Consider the following 22,124-nt stretch of genomic DNA (forward strand, 5'->3'; position numbering starts at 1 on the left):
CACAGGCGAAGCTTGGACTACGAAGGCTACAGTAAGTGTTTTCACTGTTTCTTGTCCTCCGTTATGATACGTCACGATATACTCTCCAGCTTTGCTTCCGGCTACTACTGTGGCTGTAATCTTTTCGGATTTATGTTTTGTTACAATGATAGTATGTGCATGAAGCTAATTCTAAAAGTGTGGATATAACTAAGGTTTCGGGTAATGCATAGAATATGTGAGAGGAATGATCGCTCAGCACAAAAATTAATTAAGAATGAAACATCAAAAAGCTATTCTTGTCTTCTAGGTGTTTTTTGGAGATGTATTACATATAAATGTTTATTACAAAAGCAGATTATCAAACTAATTTCACACATATAGCTCTGCATAATTCCAATGATGTCTTCATTTAAAGCTGTCTGGAAATCGAACACCTCCTCATACGACTTAACTAAGTATCTATTTGTATCGAACTTTCGATCATTGTTAGGTTTCCCTCTATTGTACTTTGGTCAGTTTCACCACAACTAGTAGGAAACAAAGCTTCTGATTCTTTTCTTTTCTGCGTCTCGTTTATGTGCGATAATATATTCAACAGAAATTTGTCTTTTTTGCTGGACCAATTGCTTACCCACATCCGGATCCTGATAGCTGTAGCCCTCTTAGTCTGAAAACAAACCGCCTTATGAAAAAGGAAAGCAATAGTGTAGTGTGCTCCTTCATAGAAATAATTAGGTGTCTTATCCACACTCTGTTTGTAATCGCTTTCCTATGTTATGCTTCCACAAAACCTAAAAAGGCTGATTACGCATTAAATGATTGACGAAAGTAAAAATATGGACCAAATCGAGATCAATGTAGTAATCGAAAGGCGTTGCTTCATTCCTCTCGTTTTTTCTCATGTCGACTTCGATATCTTATCAAACAAATTTATGGGAATATCCATATTTTTTCCTGGTTTACCTCTTGGCTAACCTCAACCCAATATGTGCGCTTTATCTCGCGTTTTTATGCATAACGTTTTGAGAATCGGCCTCAAAACGCGTACGTACATAAACAGAAATTGCTTAATCAATATCCTTTAGTTCCCAAAACTTAAACGATTCAGCTCAATGGAATGGTTGAAGTGGATCAGTGTTCCATTCGTTCGCCTCAGCTCAACAAGAGCTTGAACTTTCATTAATTGTAACTCAGAATCTCGCGATTCAAGGTTAATTATCGCAGAACAGTTGTGTCAAGAAGGACAACGTATAGTATGTTTCAAAGCCATTTATTGTTGTCTGTAAACAAGTTTGCTGAGTAAAGGTACGCTTACTATACTTAGGGCACAAGTCACTCGTCAGAAACCCGCGGCACGTTTCCGGGTAGGTACGCCCGTTTCAAAAGGTCCAAAAATTTGCTGTTTTCATGAAATGTTTGGCACCGGGAAATGGATACCGTCGTGTATACCTACCTTTGTCGAGTGCAAGATACGTCTGTATCTATGATTCAGATGCCAGATCGCACGGCGCTATCCATGAAGATAGCCTATGGTGTAGCCTTACGGTACCCTGTCGGCGTCTTCAAGAACCACCACAGCTGACCGAGCAAGGAGTTTGCCTATTATTGAGCCTAGAACCTTCCTATGACGTTCAAGTCTACTATGCTGATTCGTAACTCTTCCTTGCAGCTTAGCTCTAAATGAGAACGCCAATGGCTTGCTGAGAGAGTTCTTTCCCTATGGGACGGATTTCGCTCGCATTACCGATGCAGACAAAGAAAGAACCCTTCATCTCATCAGACCACGAAACGCTTAGGTTGGAGAACCTCTGAGGAATCTTTTAGAGGATCTGTTGCACTTGGTTTGACAACTCGTCTTCATTAAGGAATGAATTCTTCCTCTTAGAACCCGCTTTCCATTCGTATTGATTATTTAGAAGGAGTGGAATAATTCATGGTATCAAAAAAGCAAAATAATAAACGTAGAAAATTCAACAAAAAGTGGGCGATAATTTCTCTGATAACCCTTATTCTTCTGGCTGGCATTAGCTATTGGTATAGAAAGGAGCTATCTGTGGTCGGTTTCAATGCAGTGTTAAAAAAAGAAGTCAAAACTACTCTGGATAAATCTTACAAACCAGTCGGGAAGGAAAACAAGATCCCTATATTAGAAGTGAGTGAACCTTTTTCTTTACTACTGCTTGGTATCGACCAACGTAAAGAGGAACCTAGTCGATCAGATTCAATTATTTATTCTGTAATACGACCTAAAGATGGTAAAATACTACTACTCTCTATCCCTAGAGATTCTTATACCAATATAATAGGAAGAGATGTAACATCAAAGATAAACTCTGCATATGCTCATGGTGGGGCGAAAATGAGTATAGATACCGTTGAGAATCTTCTGAAAAACAAAGTGAATTACTATGCTGTAGTTAATTTTAACGGGCTGAAGGATATTGTTGACGCAATAGGCGGAGTTAAACTTCCCATAACAGAAGCATTTCTAAACAATGAAGGCTTAAGAGTAGAGGCTAATAAGCCAATGTATTATGGTCCAGATGCGTTAAGCTATGTCCGTTATCGTGGAGATTCTGATTATAAACGTACCGAGCGTCAACGTATTTTTATCAGTTCTTTGATGGATAAAGTTTTGGAGTTTAAAAACATTTCTAAAATACCTGAATTAATAGATCTGGCTGGTTCTAACTTTGCTACTAATATGGATTCTGAATTTATTTTGAACTTAGCAGAGAACGTCTATTTAAAGGACTCTCCTCCTACATTTGAAAATTACATGATTCAAGGAAACGGAAAAATGAGAGGAAATACTTGGTATTATGATATTGATCCTAAAGATTTAGAGTACGTACAAGATCTTATATCAAGCTGGTTAAGTAACTCCAATGATGAGGAACTTTTGCATCCTAAAAATATAAATTGACGGATTTGTCTAGTGAATCGTCTACACTAAGTTGGACAGAAAAAATAAGGGCTTGTAGAATAAATCTATCATGCTAAGGAGCGGATCCCTACAATGCCAAAACAACAACAACAACGACGTACTTTTACAGCAGAATTCAAAAAACAAATGTTCAGCTCTATGAAAACGGAAAACCCAGAACCGCCATTGTCGAGGAGTATAACCTCTCAGCCTCCCCGCTTTAGATCGCTGGATCAAGCAGTCCCAGACCTCAGGTTCCTTCAAATCGTTCACCGAAGAAAATGAGCTGAATGCTTTACGAAAAGAGAATCAGCGTTTGAAAATGGAGAATGACATTTTAAAGCAAGCCGCGCTGATCATGGGACGAAAGTAGCTATCATCCAGAATAACCGTGATAAATACTCGGTATCAGCAATGTGTGCCGTCCTGCAGATCGCAAGAAGTACATTCTATTATGAACCAAAAGAACAGCCTAAAGAAGAGAATCTCATGGAAGCCATTGTGGATATTTTTCACAAAAACCAAAAGCCTACAGCACCCGTAAGATCAAAATCAAGCTTCAGGATCAAGGCTTCAGCATTTCTAGACGCAAGATTGGCCGGATCATGAAAGAACAAGGCCTGGTTTCCACGTACACCGTGGCTCAGTATAAACCTCATAAAACGACATGTAACGAAGCGAATACGGCAAATGTCCTACATCGGGAGTTCGGACAAAACGAGCTCAAACGTTTCGTGGTCAGTGATCTGACCTATGTGAAAGTCCAGAACAGGTGGCATTACATTTGTGTACTCATTGACCTGTTCAATTGAGAGATTATTGGTCATAGTGCAGGTCAAATAAGGACGCTGCGCTGGTTTCCCGTTCCTTTTCTACCGTGAAGGGAAATCTGCGTCACATTCAGTGGTTTCATACAGACCGAGGCAGTGAATTTAAAAATGAAAAGATGGATGAGCTTCTGGAGACCTTTGACATCGGCCGATCTCTTAGCAAAAAGGGCTGCCCCTACGACAATGCGGTGGCAGAAGCGACCTACAAAGTCATGAAAACAGAGTTTATTCATCAGGTGAATTTTCAGAGTCTTCGTCATCTGGAGTTGGAGTTATATGACTATGTAAACTGGTTTAACCATCACCGAATTCACGGAACACTGGGATATATGACACCAGTTCAGTATCGCCAAGAAGCCATTAAAAAAGCTGTCTAATTTTCTGTTGACAATCCAGCCAAGTCTTGGCAACGCGGGTCAAGTGAACTAAGACAGCTTGCTGCGAGAGTTTCCCCCTAAAGGTAAGGAGCCTGTGCACGATATGCACAGACTCTTTTTTTTATTTAAGATATTGAACCACTCAATTTGGAGATGAAAAACTCGCCATTTACTGGATTTAATTAATCACAGACCACGAAATGATTGGTCATGAATACGGGATCATCGGAATACACCTGTGGACCATGAGTGTCCTCCAGGTTCATATAACAGGCAAACTCATTGCATGGTCAGCTGTATCTATCAGGAATACCTCAGAAGAGTCTTGTGAAGTAGGCACCCCAAAAGCGGTCTCCATAAACCAAGGCTGTGCGATCCGTATGTGAATTGCTGTGTTATCTGTTCGATGAATGTAGCCACGAAGCCCCTACTTTTCCACACCGTAGACCACCGTATCCATCTCCTCATGCCCAAACATTTCCCTAGAATGTACCTCTTTTAGAGCGCTGGGGGATGTGCTTGCCTATCGCAAATTGCACAGGCTTCTGATGCTTGTTTTTCTGATTAAAACCCTTCTCCGAGCCGGCACAGTTTGCTCACTTTCTAAACCAAGAATCATGACTCTTGTGTAAATATAATAAAATACGACTATTCCCATTTAGAAAACTATCAATTATTCTTGATATTAAAAATGTATGTCGATATCCGTTACTAGGTCGCAATTTTATATGTGTTTATATGAAGGCCGTATCTTCTGCAGGACTGTGTGTGATTGCCGGTGTCTTCCTTTGCGATGAGGGAATACAATAATAAAGTCTTGTCTATAACTAAAAGTTTGTACCTTTCCGAGGCTTCAGACAACTCGCAAGGGGGTATAAGAAATGACAATTAGACAAGTAACGTAGGAATTTTAGGACGAGTTAACCGAAACATAGACGTTTCGTTCCCGTCTTGATAAAATGATAAACGCATTATATAAATCTTATGTCATTATAATAATCGTGAAACCCCTACAATTGGTATAAATGTTAACACCCTTGTTGCAAACTTGCGGTGTTCGTTTCTAATTAATTGGATTTTTCCAGGTGATCGGAGGAGATTAATTTATGAATCAAGGTAATCGCATCGCAGAATTGCGGGACCAACGAAACTGGACCCAGGAGGAATTGGCCCATTCCATAGGTATTACAAGATCTGCTCTCTCCCACTATGAAAAGAGCCGCCGAAAACCCGATTTTAAAATTCTCACAAAGCTCGCTGAAAAGTTTAACGTATCAATCGATTATCTCGTCGGCCGCACTAAGCAGCCCAATGTTATTATGGATCCGGAAGTAGAAGATTTTCTGGATCAGCTTGAACTATCTGATGAGGACTTGCTGAAGAATTTTAACTTAACGATCGACGGAAATACCTTAACCGAAGAGGAAGCCAAACGTTTTATCGCTTTTATGCGATTTGAACGAGGTTGAACTAAATAAAATTTTATCATTCTTTGATCAAGCTCCTCTCATCAAACTAAGGACTTCATGCAATTAATTTTCTCTCCCTTTATACCATAAAAAAGCAACACCTTATCAAGCACTCCTTCATCTTTAAATGGTTTACTATATTATATGTTGCTCCAGCCATCATAAATAAAACCATGGCCATCCGCGTTATGTAAATCGTGCCAATAGAATTCAAAACCATTCTCAAATCAGGATTAATAAACTAAATCATTAAGTCTGTTAACCTTACGCAACACTTTTAGACATGTTTATTTATTCTCTATTGATATAATTTCACAAAAAATTTCTAATGACCAAAGGGATGCAAAAATATTAGCCACATAGCATGAATAATTCATGTATTTAACCAGTACAAACCATAATTTGAGCGAATATGCTGTTACATCAGAAATGGTATAAGGCATTTCTATTTTTTTAAAAAGGGATGGTGAGGAGTATGGCTAATTTTTTCACCGATTACCGTGCTAACGTAAAAGACTACGGTGCAAAGGGAAATGGGAAAACTGATGATACAGCTGCAATACAGAAGGCAATAAATGCATGTGCCTCTGGGGCTTATACCACAGTGTATCTTCCTAGGGGAAGATACAAAATCACCAAGACACTGTTACTGCCCGAACAAGCGAGGCCAAATACTAGTGCAACTCAGGGGACAGGATTTAAAATGATCGGCGATGGAATGTATGACAGCGGCCTTATTTATACCGGCTCAAACTACGCAATATTTTCGGATAAGGACTTAGCTGAGACCATTCTTTTTCAAGACTTCTATATCAACCATGCCAATGGAGGAGGAATATGTCTTCCTCAAGGGGCTCATCAAATGTTTGAGAGATTCTTCTCCAGTGCCTGCGGTGAAGGGAAGTACGGTATCTATATTCAGGGTATGCGTTCGGGGACAAGTATGGAAGGCTACGGTTCATACATGTTATCATTTCGAAACTGCCGTTTTTGGCAAGAGACTGGTTATTTAGGTACAGGTGTAAAATTAGAGGATATTGTATTATGTACGGAATTTAATAACTGTTTCTTTTCACGATCTGTTCGTAATTACCCACATCTGGAGATAGTTAATAGCCATGGCGTTCATATAACATCTACCGCATTTGAAAGATCAGAGCAATACGTTCCCCCAGCGAACCCTTCCGCTGGAAGAACAGAAGAGATGGTCAAAATCGAGGCACAGGCAGCCAACAGTAAGATGACAGCTCCTTTAATTAAACTCGATAATTCCCACTCTATCTCTATCCTAGAATCTCATGCAGAAGCAACGTATGAAACCTTCGTTGGAATTTACAATCATTCATCGAAAGTCATCATAGATGGCTGCAGACTCGATCACTACGCCATAACGGATTATAATCCTAACAAAGGCTACATCGTCACTGTTGACCCTGAATCAACTAGTTCGACTACTATCATTGTGGGACCTCGTAATTACCGTGTGCAATCTAATCATCCTGATACTACACACGGTCCCGTCATTTTAGATCCTGTTGGCTGCGTCGTGGTTATGAACTTTGAAGACAATACACCGTTTAGAGACTCATTCTATCTGACAGAAAGAAGAACTGTTCCTGTTATCGGAGAATCAGGGACTAATCTACTGAAAAATCCCGGTCTTTTTTCCTCCTCCCCAACAGAATCTCCTGTTGAAGCCGATCATGGTTTTACTTTTGCTCAACTTTCCCCTTCTGGATGTAGAATCAAACAAAGTTTATCTAATGGAAAGCAGAAGCTCAGAATGTACACCAGCGAGCAGCTAGACAAATATGATTTTTACACTTTTGTACTGGTTGGAAGTAACAATGCTCATAAGTCATCTCCAGTTTTTGTTGACCTCGGTGGGGATACGAATGATCTAACGCTAATTCTTCCAAGTGGATCAGAACGATTCACAATCAATAAAACACTTAGAAAGCAGTCAACTAATATCGTCGACATTGTGGTTTATGAACCAGTCGATTTTAACATCTATGCTGTTTATGTACTTCCAAACATTGTAAACCAGATTCCGTATGGGGCTGAATCGACAGCTGTTTCCAAACTCATTGCAACAGTCTCAGAAACAGCTGAGCTGACCATTACTCCAACGAGTAAATTGCCTAATCCCAGCATAGAATATAGAGGAAAAATAATTAGAATTGAAGGCGGTAGCGGGGTTTCAGATATGCTGTATATTTGTAAAAAGAATGCTGCAGATAACTATGAATGGGTATCCATCGGTTAAAAAGTCAGCCTATTGAATTTAATTTATCGTAAGTCTTTGACTTTTACGCATTTTAGAAAAACCAAGAAAACTGGCAATGGATACTCCTAAAACAGCACCTGTTGTATCTAATATGACATCTGCCAACTTGGGATTTCTACCTTCTACGAATATTTGATGAAACTCATCAGATCCCGCATAAACAAAACAAACCACTATCGCGATAAGCGCGGAATAAAGAATAGATAAACAAAATCCCCGATAAAACAATTGAAGTAAAATCCAAGAAAACACAATGTACTCGAACAAATGTGCCGCCTTACGAATGATAAATTCGGTCAAACCTGCCGCTCCGGATTCGCGCATACTGATCGATTCACCTCCATAGTTGAACTCCAGGGTTGATAGTGATTCCTCGATCCGGTAAATCGGCAGGTGTCTTTGTAACAGGGGCTGGATATCTTGCTGAACATAAGTCTGAGATGACATTGTAAATATAAACCCAGCCCAGATAATGGCGATAAAACTATACACGATTATTTTCCCTTTGGATGGCTTCAATTTCCTTAACAACGTTTCACTCTCCTAGTACACCACTGATTGAACCATCTCAGCCCAATGAAGTGTTAGCCTCACGGTGTCCTCTTCCGTGACACTCGTACCCGATTGAACTTCAATTAACTCGATGTGTTCGATTGCCCGAATGCTATGCAAGGTACCAGCAGGAATTTTCAAAACATCCCCTGCTTTTACATGCTGTAACTGATCTTGAATAATCACTTCACCGCTACCTGAAAGGAAAGTCCAAAATTCATCGTGATATAAATGATAATGATAACTTGAATTTTTTCCTGAATGAATACGTATTCGTTTTGTCAAAACTTCATGGTTATCGTTACATTTCTGATAATCTAAAACACGGTACGATCCCCATCTTCTTTCCTCATACATCGGTCTCTGATCGATATGTTGAATAAACTCTTTGAGTCTTGGGCTAGCTGACTTCTCTGTTACTAATATTCCATCTGGACTAGCTGCAACGACAATATGAGACAGTCCAAGAACAGCTACCGGGATATCTAGCTCGTTAACCAGGTGCGAACCAACAGAATCATGACTGATAAATCCATGACCAGTTATCGCGCTACCCATATGTTCAGTCAGCGTATTCCATGTGCCTAGATCCTTCCAATCTCCTTCGTAAGACGCAACTACCACATGTTTTGCTTTCTCCGTGACCTCGTAATCAAAGCTGATTTTAGATAAATTCGCATATTGCTTTGATAGTTCCTCATATTGAATAGAGACGCGCTTTTCAATGAGCATTTGAATCAAATAGTTCAACTTAAAAGCAAAAACACCACAATTCCAAAGAGCGCCTTGCTCAATATACTGTTGGGCTTGGTCTTCTTGGGGTTTTTCTTTGAAAAAAGCCACTCGCTGGAACGATTCCCCCGTCTTTTTCTCAGCACGAGGAATAATATATCCGTATTTTTCAGATGGGTATGTGGGCTTTGCACCAACAAGCGCTATGTCAGCTCCGGACGTTTCCAGAATGCGGTCCAATCCTTTAACTGTTTCAAAAAAGCTATTATCAACATAGGAGTCTACTGGCAATACAACGACTGTTTCATTTAAGTCAACGTTAGCAATGGAATATAAATAAACAGATGCAAGAGCAATTGCGGGAAATGTATCTCTCCGTTCCGGCTCTACAATGATCGGAACATGACTTGAAAGCTGACTATGTACCATATCGACTTGAGCCCTTCCAGTAGTTATAAAGACTGATTTATCTAAACTGGACTCCGTGAGTTGTTTCCAAATCCTTTGCACCATAGACTCAGGTTCACCCCGAGTTCCAGAGAGAACCTTCAAGAACTGCTTGGATCTAAGGTCATTAGAAAGCGGCCACAGACGTTTGCCGGATCCACCCGATAATAAAATGATTTTCATGGAATTATCCCCCTCAACCATTGTTGGAAACCATTTGAAGCAAGTGCTTATACTTTTCAATCGCCGTCTTTTTGGCCAAATGATTTTCCAAATACGTCCTACCTTTTAGCCCTACTTGATCCAACATATCCCGATTCATTTGTGCTATAGTTTCTATACTCCGAGCCAACTCCCGATAAGATTGAGGCTCAACTACGACGCCACAACCGCTGTTCTCAATTAATGTCGATGCCTCACTCCCTTTCTCAAGAACACCAATGATTGGCTTGCCAGCTGCCATCACACCATATATTTTACTTGGGACAGAAACCCCTTTAATCCCTTTCTGATTGACAACCAAATGTACATGCGCCGCATTAAGGGTATATTTGATTTTGTCTTTCGGCTGGAATGGGAGGAACAATACATTAGAAATTCCATGCTTCTTAACGTATTGTTCCATTTTCCCTTTGACTCCGCCCTCTCCAATAAAGACAAACATAAACTCGGGATCATCCCTAAAATCACTCGTAATCTGTATAATATTTTCCAAGTCATAGTAAAGACCAAGATTCCCGGAATACATAACGATAAACTTATTCTCAAGCTGATGTTCCGCCAAAAATTGTTTGATTTTAGGATGATCTCGCTGCAGAGGAACAATATCCTCTTCATCCGTCCAGTTATTTATCACACTATTAACTGGAACCCGGCTTCCACGGAAACGATAAACCAGTGTTTCCTGCATATCCTTACCGACTGTAATGATGTGATTGGAGGCACGGCAGCTAATATTGTCCAGACTTTTGGCTATTTTGAACAACCACTTCTGGCGTGTATAACTGATGGCCTCTGCCTGTTCAGGATTAAAATCCTGGATATTGTATACGAGCTTACTTCTCCTCATTAATTTTCCAATAGCTCCGATTAAGCCCCCGATGATAGGTGGTGATGAAATCGTGTAAATCAAGTCGACCTCACGCTGTTTCAATAGCGCGACTAAAGCCAAAATAAAATAAGATACGATAAACTTGATTCGGCTAAGTTTATTCGTTTTATCAACCGAGGGTGCTTTTAATCTAACAATTCGAATCTGTTCTAAATAATCTTCCTCAAATAATTTCTTTTTGTTAGTTCTGGATGGTGCCACATCTACTTCGGGTTGCACTGCAATGACTGTAATGTCAAAATGATGCTGTAATTCTAGACACAGCTCTGTTAGAAGCTGCCCCGTTGAAGCATAGTCCGGATAAAAGTAGCTCGCCACAAATACAATCTTTTTCTTGGACATATCATCACCCTTGCTCATTTATTGTTTTCATTTTCAACTTTTTTGCATCGAAGAGAAGACATACTAATGTGAGTATCATGCCGTATGAAAGGGTCTTATAACTCACTTGAAATAAAAGGCCGATGAAAATGGGGACAACGCATGCTAGTATCAGCGGAAATTTACTTATGGAAAAGCCCTGAAGAAGATTTCTACAAATCCATAACAAATAAGAAAGGAATATAATTACACCTACAATTCCTCCCTTAAGCATAAAGAAGGTAAGTGCTGAATGCGTGTAAGTAACCTGCATATTGTCTACAGCAGGGTCATGGAAAACCCCTCCCCATCCCACACCAAACAATAATGTGAAAGGTGACTGGGAAGTCTCCTTCAAAACGGCTGCAAGCTCATCCGTTTTGCCATTAGCACCGAAACTCTCCTGCTTATCAACAAGCAATTGGTATGAATTTTGAATTTGATCCTGGGCAAAAAAACCTATTCCTACGAGTAACAAGATCAGGAACAGCAGCTTTTTAAAAGACTGACGTGTAACAACTAGCAAATATACGCCGAAACAAAGGGCAGCCAGTGCTAGTGGAGCCCGTTGCGCAACGGCCATTAATGATCCAAGTGCCAAGAAGCCACCTAATACCATAATAAGACTTCCTAACCAACGGATAAGTTTATTGCTTTTCCAGGTATGAACGGCCATTAGCGGTAAATAGATACCGGCAAAAATTACAGAGGGATCATATGATAAGTATAAGAAGTTATCAAAATAATACATTTTGCCTACATCCAGTGGTGAGATTTGAGCGACCTGGTAAAATCGCAAGGACAAGATGACCCCCATAATGGCTATGATCCATGGGAGAAATTGTAGCCAATTTACTCCGGATCGCTGCATCGCAGGAAGTAGCAGCATGGGAACGAACAAATAAACACAAGGGATGATATCACGAACAATATCTGTAACATTCCATCCTTCGATAATCCCACCGTTAAATAATCCCCACCATAAGAGAAGGAAAAACCCCATATGAAGCCACATTGGTAAAGTATGATATCTCTGATAAAGCGTAAATCCTCCCGTCATTACAATAAGTCCTGTCGGTATGGACACAAATAAAACTAGAAGGCCTCCAATTAATATTTCTGCAATGCCCATCTTCACTGGAAAAGGAGCACTAAAAAGGGAATAGCTTAGCAGCGCGATGATAAAGGCTAAACTGCCAAGAACATTCTTTCTGAAGTCCAGCATATGAAGAGAGGTTAGACTAACATGCATGACAGTTTTCTGGTTCACGATTCCTGCCTCCTTGTATGTGAATTGGGAAACAGTAGACACAGGAATGTAAGCACCATTCCATATGAAAGTGTCTTAAACGTTGGCTGAAATATTAAGCCGATGGTAAGTGGGACAATAACCGACAAACTATATGGAAGTTTGCTAATTGTCATATTCAACAGTATTCTTCTAGATATCCATAACAGATAATACAGAAAAACCAATAGTCCAATAATTCCTCCTTTTAACAAAAAGAAGGTTATAGCTGAGTGAGTAAATGAAACTTCTGCGTTATAGGTTGGATCATAAAATAGCCCACCCCACCCAATTCCGAAAAACAAAGAGTATATAGACCGAGAAGTTTCATGCAGTACAGCGATCATCTCGTTATTTTTTCCATTCATTCCGTAATCCTCTTGTTTGGTCATTAGCAAATCGAATGTACTTGCTAACTGGTCCTGCATTACAATGAAAACAGAGATCAATGTGATAAGGAGTAGTATTATCTTTTTGAATGATTTCCGAGACCCGATCAGAAAGTAGATAAAATAACTAAGCACAGCTAATCCGAGTGGTGCCCGTTGGGCCACAGCCATCAAGGAACCGAGTGAGACTAAGCCGGATACGAGCATAAGTAGACTACCGCTCCAACGTAATAGGCTAATTCCCTTCCAGGTATGTACGGCCATAATGGGAAGAAATATACTTGCAAAACTTACGCTCGGATCATAGGGCAAATATAGAAGATTATCGGAGTAATACATTTTCCCAACATCTAACGGAGAGATACCTGCCTCATAATAAAATCTTATAGCGAATACCACTCCGTTAATGGACAAAATCCAAGGTAGTATCTTGAACCAATCTAATTTAGATCGCTTCATCGCTGGTAGCAGCAAAAAGGGAGCAAATATGTACACACATGGGATAAGATCTCGAATGATATCAACAACGTTCCAAGAATATACAATCGCTCCGTTGAACAGACTTAACCACAGCATCGTAAAGAATCCAATATGAAGCGCAACCGGGAAAAGGTTATATTTTTGGTAGATTGTAAACCCACCACTCATAACCACAATGCCTGTTGGAACGGAAACGAAAACGATGAGGAGTGTGGCAATAATGCCTTCGATAAGACCTGGTTGGGCTGGAAAGGGTGTACTGTATACTGCATAAATAAGTAGTCCGCAAATAAATGCATAACTAGTCCACGCCTTCCCTCCCACTAGTACAGTCTCAATTCGTGGCGTTGCCACCGTCACCGCCGTTTTAGAACTCATATCCCTTCCTGCGCCTTTCTAAGCTCAGACTCCAGTTTCAATCGCCGTTGCTGATTCTGATGAAATTCAATTTCTTTCATTTTGATACCTATTTGCCAGTAGTACATACAACGAGCAAATGCGTAATGGAATCCAGCAGATCCATCGAGGAATCCAAGCTTGATCATATAAGAATGGAGAAATGACACCATCCACTTCATTGGAATTCGATTAAAAATGCGTTTTTGGAAAGTTCGGATAAAGATTTGGGATTCATTCAAATTGCTCATAGCACCATTCGAACGGACAACCGCCTCCCAATCCGAGTACCGGTTATGTTTGGCAAAATAATCAAACAACGAGTCGTGATCGTAATGGACCATGCTTCCTTTCAGAACGGCTGTGTCTCCCTCAATTTGCGGTTGATAATGTCCCTCAACCTCCCACATATTTGAGGCATTTAAATCGTTATAATCAAGAAATTTACCTTTGTGGCGGTTTAACAAAACAAGCTTATACATCCGGTGCCCGTACTTGAGCACTTTGTTCATAAACACAAGATCAAAACCTACAAAGTATCCATTATTTAGTGTGCCCTTTCGGAAAATTGTTCTAATTTCCTGCGCAAGCTGAGAAGTAACTTCTTCATCAGCATCCACATAGAGTACATATTCATGCTGAAAAGGGAGATAATCCAAACACCATTGTTTCTTTTTAGGGTATTGACCGTTCCAACGGAAATCTACGACGTTCGCTCCCATATTGGATGCAATCTCGGTCGTTCTATCCGTACTACCTGAATCAACAACAAATACTTCAGCAAAATCTGAGACAGATGTTATACACTTGCGTATGTTCTTCTCCTCATTTTTTGTCATGATGATGACAGAAACCGGGATTTTATTTTCCATATGTAAATCGCACCTTCTCATAGTATTTGGGGAAACTTTTTTTAAACCGAAAGATAGTTACATGGAGTAATTTGATCAGGACTCTAAGCAGCCACGACAATCGCAATATATCCCTGCGGATGTACCATTGATCCTCTTCTCCTCGCTTTTGGTGTGTATAAGAAAGACCGCCTTGCTCGAAAATACATATGGATTTCGGAATATAGTAGGAAGTAGCGCTGGTACGAAGTATTTCTGCTGTAAATGCATAATCAGCACCGATCGGATATTCAAGGCGATATCGTATGTCCCCGATACTTGACCTTTTGTACACCATCGCCTGATGATTTGTGAACATGCCGTACCATAATGTCCGATAAGTTCTAGCACGTTTATAAAGGAGATCCTTTCGTAGAGTCATTTCATACGAATCACCATATAAGAAATCTGGACATTTATTTTGCTTTGCTGAATGTTTGATTAAATTGATTACATCGGGATTTTGCAGCTGATCGCCCGAGTTCAAAAATAATATATATTGACCGGAGCTTCTTTCAATGCCTTTGTTCATGGCGTCATAAAGACCTTTGTCTGGTTCACTAATATAAGTGACCTTTGGATCGGAAAGTTCATTCAAAAATGAGAGTGTTCCATCAACGGAGACTCCATCGATAACAATCCATTCCCAATCATTCGTTTCCTGTAACAAAACGCTTTCCCAAGTACGTATAAGTCCTTCTTTATTGTTTTTACAAACCGTTACGATTGAAATGAATACTCCTCCAGATATTAATCTTGGTTGTACTCCCGCTCTATTCATTTAAAATAGTCTCCCTTGATTTTTTCTTGAACCAGAAACGGACCAAACGTATACCAGAACGAGAATACTTCCACATAAGCAAAGGATTGAAAAATATCATGATGCCTAGTTTCTTCTTAGTCGCATAAAGCAATATTGCGTTTTGCAATACCAATCCAGCTACCATAACAATAGCAACTTCAACCGGACCAGCTAATTTCGCTGCAATACATGCTCCAGTTATCGTGATGCAGCTTGTAAACAAGGAGATTTTCAGCATCATTCTTTCATTGCCTGTAAGCGTAAGGATCAAACCTGAGGGGCCTACGAGCAAATTAATTACTTGACCGATGCTGAGTACAATGAGTATTGGCTCTGCTTTGGAATAGTAGGAACCAAAGAAGACACCAAGAATCTCTTCGCCCAAAAACATAAAAACAAGTACCAGGAAAATGGCTGGAAGAGTCACAATGAAGGTTACTAATTTCCCCGTTTTCTCTAGTTCATTCAGCTGTCCGCTAGCATACTTCTCAGATATGTGTGTCGACAAAACCAGATTGAGGAGAACTCCAAAAAAATTGATTGTCGCAATCAAACGTACGGCCGCCCCATAGATCGCAACCTGATCTTCACTTTGAAAGACACCTAAGATCCATAGATCTGTGGAAGTAAGAAAAAAAATCGCCACATTTGAAAGCATAATCGGATATGAAACTCGGAATATAACTGAAGATTTCACCTTATCTGTAGTTAGAACGGTCCCTTGGTCATGATTAGGGAAAGACTTCAGTTTCTTACGAAGAATCCACCCACCTAAAATGCAGTTTAATAATAGCGATAGGCTCACCGTAAGGATGACTGTAGATAGATCCAATTGTCCGGATCCTATAATCATCATTGTGATTAGACATGTGATGTATAATATGTTGCTAAGTACTCCACCAAATAAGGAAGCATACTTAATCTCATGTAACCCACGGAAGGTTTCTCCGATAAATTGCTGTATTACATTCGCTAAAATCCAGAGTCCAGTTAATAGCGCAATGTTATCCAGCTGAGATGAATTCATAAAGCGGCTCAGGACGAAATGCTGAAACAGAACGTACAAAATAACAGTTCCTATGGCTCCTGCCAACGCGATACACAATGATGCATGAACCGCTCTTTTCATTTGGAAATAGCGTTTTCGCTGGAGGTTCTCCGTTGTAAATCGAATAATGCTTTGATTAATTCCAAGAATACCTACGATATTTCCAAAAAAGGAAATACTAAAAGCCAGCATATACGTCCCAAAATCCATAGTATTTAGCAGTCTTGACAGTAGTCCATTTGTGACCAGTGCTGAGAAAGCAAACACGGATCTTCCAATAAATGTCCATATGCCACCATTGATAACCCGGTTGTTCAACAATCTCAGCTTTGTTTTCATCTTTACAGAGCTCCTTAGATCATCACCCGGGATAATTCCTCATTATATTTTTGTTCAGCTTGAACGCGTCTTAAGTCTTCGTCTACCATCATGTGAATGAGCTGTTTAAAACTAAGTTCAATTTCCCAACCAAGCCGTTCCTTGGCTTTGTTACACTCCCCAAGAAGTAGATCCACTTCTGCAGGACGAACAAACTGAGGATCAATGATCACATAGTCACGGTAATTAAGATCAACATAGGAGAAAGCAGTCTCAAGCAATTCTCTTACTGAATGCATCTCACCAGTTGCGATGACATAATCATCAGGCTCCTCCTGCTGCAGCATCAGCCACATTGCCTTAACATAATCTCCCGCAAATCCCCAATCACGAAGAGCGTCCAAGTTACCCATTTTAAGGTCAGTTTGTAACCCCAATTTGATACGTGCGACAGCGTCAGTGACTTTGCGGGTTACGAATTCCAACCCTCTTCTGGGAGACTCATGATTAAACAAAATTCCGGAACAAGCGAACATATTAAAACTTTCACGATAATTAACGGTAATCCAGTGTCCATACACTTTGGCAACACCATATGGACTGCGAGGATAAAATGGCGTAGTTTCTCGCTGTGGGGTTTCCTGTACTTTCCCAAACATTTCGCTGCTTGATGCCTGATAATATTTCGCATCTGGTTTCATTAAACGAACAGCTTCTAGCATATTCGTCACACTAATGGCGGTCATATGAGCCGTTGCAAGGGGTTGTGGCCATGAAGCAGCTACATAGGACTGAGCTGCCAAATTGTAAACTTCGTCAGGCTGTGAAATCCGAACAGCCTCCATCAGTGAAGCCATGTCCGTAAGATCACCAGATATCCATTCAATTTGATCCTTAATTTTTTGCACATTCTCATAATTAGGCGTGCTTGTTCTACGGCGAACCCCGTAGACTTTATAACCCTTTTCTAACAAAAATTCAGCCAAGTAAGAACCATCTTGTCCGGTGACACCTGTAATTAACGCTCTTTTCATCCGCGTGATCCCCCTCAATTACTAAGTATTTTTTCTTGTTCGGTATACCACTCATATGTAGCTTTCAAGCCATCAACAAGGGAGATCTGCGAGGCCCATCCCATCGCCTTTAATTTGGATACATCTACCCATTTTCTTGGTGTTCCGTCAGGCCTTGTCGTGTTAAATACAAACTCTCCCTCAAATCCAATAATAGATTTGAGGTGATTGGCCAATTCATATATGGAAATATCCTCTCCCGTGCCGATATTGACGATTTCCTCTCCTTCATAGTGATTCATTAAATATAGACAAGCATCTGCCAAGTCATCGGAGTGGAGGAATTCCCTACGGGGGCTCCCTGACCCCCAAATTTCGACCGTGCCAAGGTGATTCTGTTTAGCCTCGTGTATTTTTCGTAACAGCGCAGGTAGTACATGGGAGGTTTCCAGATCAAAATTATCCCTCGGACCATACAAGTTGGTAGGCATAACCGAAATATACTTCGTTCCGTATTGTCGATTATAGGCCTGACACATTTTAATGCCAGCAATTTTTGCAATTGCATAAGCCTCATTTGTCTCTTCCAATTCACCCGTCAACAAGTAATCCTCCCGCAGCGGTTGAGGAGCAAACTTTGGATAAATACAAGTAGAGCCAAGAAATAAAAGCTTTTTTACACCGTACTGGTAAGATGTATCAATAACATTCGTTTGAATTTGGAGGTTTTCACGGATAAAGTCTGCTGGATAATCGTTGTTCGCTACGATCCCACCTACTTTAGCAGCAGCGAGAAATACAAAATCAATATTAGTCTCATTAAAGAAACGAACCACCTGTTCCTTGTCGCGCAAATCCAGTTCTTGACTACTCCTGAAAATCAAATTCCGATATCCTTGTGCCTTGAGTGCCCTCACGATTGCAGAACCCACAAGCCCTGAATGTCCAGCAATGTAAATTTTAGAGTCAAGATTCATTCCAAAAACCTCTCCTTTAGGTTTAGCATATTAATAGGCATCATCAGAACCGACGAGCACCTTTACGGTCTTGAGTAGAATATATAAATCCTTTTTAAAAGTTCGCTCGCGAATATACTTCAAGTCCAATTCCACCATTTCTTGAAATCCAATACTATTTCTACCACTGACCTGCCATAGCCCCGTACACCCAGGGACAACTTGAAGCCTCTGTAGATCATAGGAAGTGTATTCACTAACTTCTCGAGGCAGGGGTGGTCTGGGGCCAACAAGGCTCATGTTTCCCCGTAATACATTTAGTAGTTGCGGCAATTCATCTAAGCTGGACTTACGGATCACTCTCCCAACTTTCGTAATCCGAGGGTCATGCTTCATTTTAAACATTGCACCTTGTACATCACTTTGATGAATGAGTTCACTTAATTTTTCCTCAGCATTACGTACCATTGAACGAAATTTGTACATTTTAAATAGTTTCCCGTTTTTACCAACTCGGGTTTGTGAAAAAAATACTGGTCCTTTCGGATCCTCTACTTTTATCAGTATGGCTAAGAGAAGAAATAGAGGGGTCAGCAGGATTAGGCCTAAAAAAGAGAGAATCACATCCAGAGATCTTTTGCACATTAAATATTGGACTTGTTCCTTCGATAGAGGAACGTTATACGCTTCATTGACTTTGTCTACAACCAACGCTTTATCTAATAGGTTCATATTCATGGCTATATACCTAACTTACCGGATTGTGTTGTTGATCAAGTATTTGTTCCATCGCTTTCAGCAGCGGTCCACGAAGCTCTTCCCTCATCATAGCAAAATCCAATGTGGTCAAAATAAACCCTAACTTTTCCCCGACATCATAACGGATGCCATCGTAATGATAGGCGTATACTCTTTCGACCTGAGTCAGCTTCTGGATCGCATCAGTTAACTGGATCTCACCACCCACTCCGACTTCCATTTTGTCTAAGAAGTCAAATATCTTAGGTGTGAGTATGTAGCGGCCCATGATAGCCAAGTTCGAAGGGGCTTGCTCTGGTGAAGGCTTTTCTACCAGATAATTGATATGGTATAGATTGGAGTGCTCTTCTCCAGGCGCGATTATTCCATAGCGGCTAACCTCTTTATCCGCAACTTCTTTCACGCCAACGATCGAACTTTGGGTATGGGCATATTGTTGCATCAGTTGCTGTAAACATGGTGTGTTAGCTCTGACAATGTCATCCCCGAGTAAAACTGCAAACGGCTCATTTCCGATAAATTTCCGAGCACACCAAACGGCGTGTCCCAGGCCCTTCGGTTCCTTTTGCCGAATGAAATGGATGTCCGCCATCTTTGAAGATTGCTGAACCTCCTTTAATAGATCCATTTTTTGAGCTTCAAACAACCTTTGCTCCAATTGAAATGCATGATCAAAGTGATCTTCTATCGCTCTTTTTCCAATCCCCGTAACAATAATAATATCTTCAATCCCCGATTCGATAGCTTCTTCCACGATATACTGAATCGTGGGTTTATCAACGATCGGCAACATTTCTTTAGGCATCACTTTCGTTGCCGGCAAGAATCTTGTGCCCAGACCCGCTGCGGGAATTATGGCCTTCTTAATTTTTGTCACAAGTCTTCCTCCTATCATCAAACGAGTATAATTTTTTTGATTTCAATCGTTTATTTAGAAATCAACATAGGCTAGATTCAAGGTGATTGTGTGACTGATTGAGTCGACAGGAAGGAAATGTACTGAGAAACTTATTGCTGAATAACCGTGCCCGTCTCCCGTGATTTTTGTAATTTTGAGCTGACGGATTTTTTATCCCGTAGATCTGATGCCTTCATATTCCGAATAACAGCTAGTGTCGTTAACCCAAGAAGCTTTGTTACATCTTCCTCGCTCTTGATGGAATCATCCAGATGTTCAATTAAAAAGGCTAGACCGATGCCAAGTATCAGGGAAACTACTACTGCGATGATCGTGTACATTAGAGGGCTGGGAGTGACTGGAGATGGATTATTAGTCCTTTCTTTTAAAATGGTTAAGCTGCCGGCTTGAATAATGCGGGGAACCTCAGATTTAAACACATCAGACACGGCATCCGCTACCTGCGATGCTGAAGAATAACTGTATTCTTTAACAGAAACAATCAGTACAGGAGTATCTGCCACCGTTTCAACCTTCATGTTCTCCAGAAGGGCATCTACAGTCAGATTCAGATCAGGATAGCGATCAACCACTTTCTCAAGAACAGCAGTCGTTGAAAGCATCTCTTTGTACGTATCGACCAACAGTATCCCCATATCTACATCATTCTTTTGAATACCTGTTTTTTGATCTTTCTCGCCACTGGTGATGATTAGTTTATTACTCGCTTCGTATTTAGGTTGAACGAAAAGATAGCTGTAGATTCCTGTTGTCGAACTAATCAAAATCACGATAAAAAGAATGAGCCATAATTTTTTTCTGACAATTTGTGCGTATTCTTTCAATTCTAATTCCACGTTTTCCCCCCCTTTTGGTATTAACGACCCCTCCTACCGATACAATATGTATCGTAATTCAATATATGATACATACGGTATCGTGTCAAGCCATATTTTTCTCTATTTAACTTTGTTGCTACAAATAGTTTCATGCTAACACATGTATAAATAAGAAGAGTTATCCGAGAATTAGTTGAATTTTGTCCATTCTTTTACGCTGTGAGCATCTAGAAGCAAAATATCGGGGATTTCAAAACGGCTTCCTTCTCAATCTGTCATTGTAAGACATTAATCTGATTTTTTCTTTTCCAGTATAGAAAGTTATTTCTCCATAATCTGTGTTGACGTTTCAAACCCACTGACTCCACTTGCCACGAAGTGAAAAGCCCAATAAAATCTTTGTAATCCTATAATTTTGCTTCGCTTCGACTCACCCAACTAATCGATGGGCAGAACCATCGGATCGGACCAAAAAAATCATTCAGTAAACCGTATACGTGCTTAGGTTTTCAATCGTCATCTCACAGAGATTACACTCCGCACGCCTATAAACCAGATAAGCACGCCAAAAATTGTATAGAAGATGATTCTTCTATATGTTTTTTCCTGCCCAAAAGCCTAGAAGGCACGAATTGCCCTAAAATACTTCTCCGATCCTACTTGTATATGGACTGCATATCGCCAATGGACATGCCAAAGGACGCGGATCTTTGGTCAAAATCACATCACACAAAAAAATATATGCAACATAACCACAACCTTTAATGATAACCACCAGTTCAGGTAGAATAACATGCAAAAATTGCATTCAGCGGTTAATATCCGAACCAGAATTTATGTAATGTCTCCGATCAAAATGATTTCATTTCGGTATATCATGATGTATTCTTCCGATGAATTGCGATATGGGGTTTAATAAAGAAAAGTAACGGTTGCTCTATGAGCGTATTAAATATATCTCGCCGAATATCA

The 22,124-nt window shown here is 40.2% G+C and carries 16 protein-coding genes and 1 pseudogene; 4 read left to right on the plus strand and 13 right to left on the minus strand.

What is annotated here, in order from left to right:
• Positions 1-1,915 precede the first annotated feature (1,915 nt).
• The 4 genes and pseudogenes from WFI24_RS31550 (at position 1,916) to WFI24_RS31565 (ending at position 7,853) form a co-directional block, all read left to right on the plus strand.
• Positions 1,916-2,908: an LCP family protein gene (locus tag WFI24_RS31550; protein ID WP_336765753.1), complete on the plus strand. Its 993-nt coding sequence runs from the start codon at positions 1,916-1,918 to the stop codon at positions 2,906-2,908.
• Positions 2,909-3,001: 93 nt separating this feature from the next.
• A pseudogene (locus WFI24_RS31555) lies at positions 3,002-4,115 on the plus strand (IS3 family transposase).
• A 1,106-nt stretch (positions 4,116-5,221) separates the two neighbouring features.
• The gene (locus WFI24_RS31560) at positions 5,222-5,584 is read left to right on the plus strand and encodes a helix-turn-helix domain-containing protein (protein WP_336765754.1); all 363 of its coding nucleotides are present in this window, start codon (positions 5,222-5,224) and stop codon (positions 5,582-5,584) included.
• Between the two features lie 475 nt (positions 5,585-6,059).
• Complete coding sequence (locus tag WFI24_RS31565) at positions 6,060-7,853, plus strand: glycosyl hydrolase family 28-related protein (RefSeq protein WP_336765755.1); 1,794 nt, start codon at positions 6,060-6,062, stop codon at positions 7,851-7,853.
• An 18-nt stretch (positions 7,854-7,871) separates the two neighbouring features.
• Here WFI24_RS31565 and WFI24_RS31570 read toward each other — a convergent pair whose 3' ends face one another.
• The 13 genes from WFI24_RS31570 to WFI24_RS31630 form a co-directional block, all read right to left on the minus strand.
• Entirely contained in the window at positions 7,872-8,405 is a 534-nt protein-coding gene (locus WFI24_RS31570; RefSeq protein WP_336765756.1) for a VanZ family protein, read from the minus strand.
• Between the two features lie 12 nt (positions 8,406-8,417).
• A complete protein-coding gene (locus WFI24_RS31575) occupies positions 8,418-9,788 on the minus strand; it encodes a sugar phosphate nucleotidyltransferase (RefSeq protein ID WP_336765757.1) in 1,371 nt (456 codons plus the stop codon).
• Between the two features lie 13 nt (positions 9,789-9,801).
• Positions 9,802-11,058, minus strand: coding sequence for a glycosyltransferase family 4 protein (locus WFI24_RS31580; protein WP_336765758.1), 1,257 nt, complete (start codon positions 11,056-11,058; stop codon positions 9,802-9,804).
• A gap of 4 nt (positions 11,059-11,062) precedes the next feature.
• Positions 11,063-12,346: an O-antigen ligase family protein gene (locus tag WFI24_RS31585; RefSeq protein WP_336765759.1), complete on the minus strand. Its 1,284-nt coding sequence runs from the start codon at positions 12,344-12,346 to the stop codon at positions 11,063-11,065.
• The gene (locus WFI24_RS31590; protein WP_336765760.1) at positions 12,343-13,611 is read right to left on the minus strand and encodes a hypothetical protein; all 1,269 of its coding nucleotides are present in this window, start codon (positions 13,609-13,611) and stop codon (positions 12,343-12,345) included. Before WFI24_RS31590 ends, WFI24_RS31585 begins: the two co-directional genes overlap by 4 nt.
• The gene (locus WFI24_RS31595) at positions 13,608-14,501 is read right to left on the minus strand and encodes a glycosyltransferase family 2 protein (protein ID WP_336765761.1); all 894 of its coding nucleotides are present in this window, start codon (positions 14,499-14,501) and stop codon (positions 13,608-13,610) included. The genes WFI24_RS31590 and WFI24_RS31595 overlap by 4 nt, the downstream gene beginning before the upstream one ends.
• Positions 14,491-15,300: a glycosyltransferase family 2 protein gene (locus tag WFI24_RS31600; protein ID WP_336765762.1), complete on the minus strand. Its 810-nt coding sequence runs from the start codon at positions 15,298-15,300 to the stop codon at positions 14,491-14,493. The genes WFI24_RS31595 and WFI24_RS31600 overlap by 11 nt, the downstream gene beginning before the upstream one ends.
• Positions 15,293-16,708 (minus strand): oligosaccharide flippase family protein, encoded by a 1,416-nt coding sequence (locus tag WFI24_RS31605; protein ID WP_336765763.1) that lies wholly within the window; start codon positions 16,706-16,708, stop codon positions 15,293-15,295. The genes WFI24_RS31600 and WFI24_RS31605 overlap by 8 nt, the downstream gene beginning before the upstream one ends.
• A gap of 14 nt (positions 16,709-16,722) precedes the next feature.
• Positions 16,723-17,721 (minus strand): GDP-mannose 4,6-dehydratase, encoded by a 999-nt coding sequence (gmd, locus tag WFI24_RS31610; protein ID WP_336765765.1) that lies wholly within the window; start codon positions 17,719-17,721, stop codon positions 16,723-16,725.
• 14 nt (positions 17,722-17,735) lie between these two features.
• The gene (locus WFI24_RS31615; protein WP_336765767.1) at positions 17,736-18,677 is read right to left on the minus strand and encodes a GDP-L-fucose synthase family protein; all 942 of its coding nucleotides are present in this window, start codon (positions 18,675-18,677) and stop codon (positions 17,736-17,738) included.
• Positions 18,678-18,707: 30 nt separating this feature from the next.
• The gene (locus WFI24_RS31620) at positions 18,708-19,394 is read right to left on the minus strand and encodes a sugar transferase (protein WP_336765768.1); all 687 of its coding nucleotides are present in this window, start codon (positions 19,392-19,394) and stop codon (positions 18,708-18,710) included.
• A 10-nt stretch (positions 19,395-19,404) separates the two neighbouring features.
• Complete coding sequence (gene galU, locus WFI24_RS31625) at positions 19,405-20,310, minus strand: UTP--glucose-1-phosphate uridylyltransferase GalU (protein ID WP_442956287.1); 906 nt, start codon at positions 20,308-20,310, stop codon at positions 19,405-19,407.
• A gap of 113 nt (positions 20,311-20,423) precedes the next feature.
• Complete coding sequence (locus WFI24_RS31630; RefSeq protein ID WP_336765770.1) at positions 20,424-21,170, minus strand: YveK family protein; 747 nt, start codon at positions 21,168-21,170, stop codon at positions 20,424-20,426.
• Between the last annotated feature and the right edge of the window lie 954 nt (positions 21,171-22,124).

The sequence above is a fragment of the Paenibacillus sp. USHLN196 genome (assembly GCF_037144955.1).
GTDB classification, from domain to species: Bacteria; Bacillota; Bacilli; order Paenibacillales; family Paenibacillaceae; genus Paenibacillus; species Paenibacillus xylanexedens_C.

Coding starts and splice junctions, on each gene's coding strand:
- WFI24_RS31590 (WP_336765760.1), bottom strand. CDS start 13,611: ATGAGTTCTAAAACGGCGGTGACGGTGGCAACGCCACGAATTGAGACT.
- WFI24_RS31565 (WP_336765755.1), top strand. CDS start 6,060: ATGGCTAATTTTTTCACCGATTACCGTGCTAACGTAAAAGACTACGGT.
- WFI24_RS31600 (WP_336765762.1), bottom strand. CDS start 15,300: ATGAATAGAGCGGGAGTACAACCAAGATTAATATCTGGAGGAGTATTC.
- WFI24_RS31575 (WP_336765757.1), bottom strand. CDS start 9,788: ATGAAAATCATTTTATTATCGGGTGGATCCGGCAAACGTCTGTGGCCG.
- WFI24_RS31615 (WP_336765767.1), bottom strand. CDS start 18,677: ATGAATCTTGACTCTAAAATTTACATTGCTGGACATTCAGGGCTTGTG.
- galU (WP_442956287.1), bottom strand. CDS start 20,310: ATGATAGGAGGAAGACTTGTGACAAAAATTAAGAAGGCCATAATTCCC.
- gmd (WP_336765765.1), bottom strand. CDS start 17,721: ATGAAAAGAGCGTTAATTACAGGTGTCACCGGACAAGATGGTTCTTAC.
- WFI24_RS31620 (WP_336765768.1), bottom strand. CDS start 19,394: ATGAATATGAACCTATTAGATAAAGCGTTGGTTGTAGACAAAGTCAAT.
- WFI24_RS31580 (WP_336765758.1), bottom strand. CDS start 11,058: ATGTCCAAGAAAAAGATTGTATTTGTGGCGAGCTACTTTTATCCGGAC.
- WFI24_RS31550 (WP_336765753.1), top strand. CDS start 1,916: ATGGTATCAAAAAAGCAAAATAATAAACGTAGAAAATTCAACAAAAAG.
- WFI24_RS31595 (WP_336765761.1), bottom strand. CDS start 14,501: ATGGAAAATAAAATCCCGGTTTCTGTCATCATCATGACAAAAAATGAG.
- WFI24_RS31605 (WP_336765763.1), bottom strand. CDS start 16,708: ATGAAAACAAAGCTGAGATTGTTGAACAACCGGGTTATCAATGGTGGC.
- WFI24_RS31560 (WP_336765754.1), top strand. CDS start 5,222: ATGAATCAAGGTAATCGCATCGCAGAATTGCGGGACCAACGAAACTGG.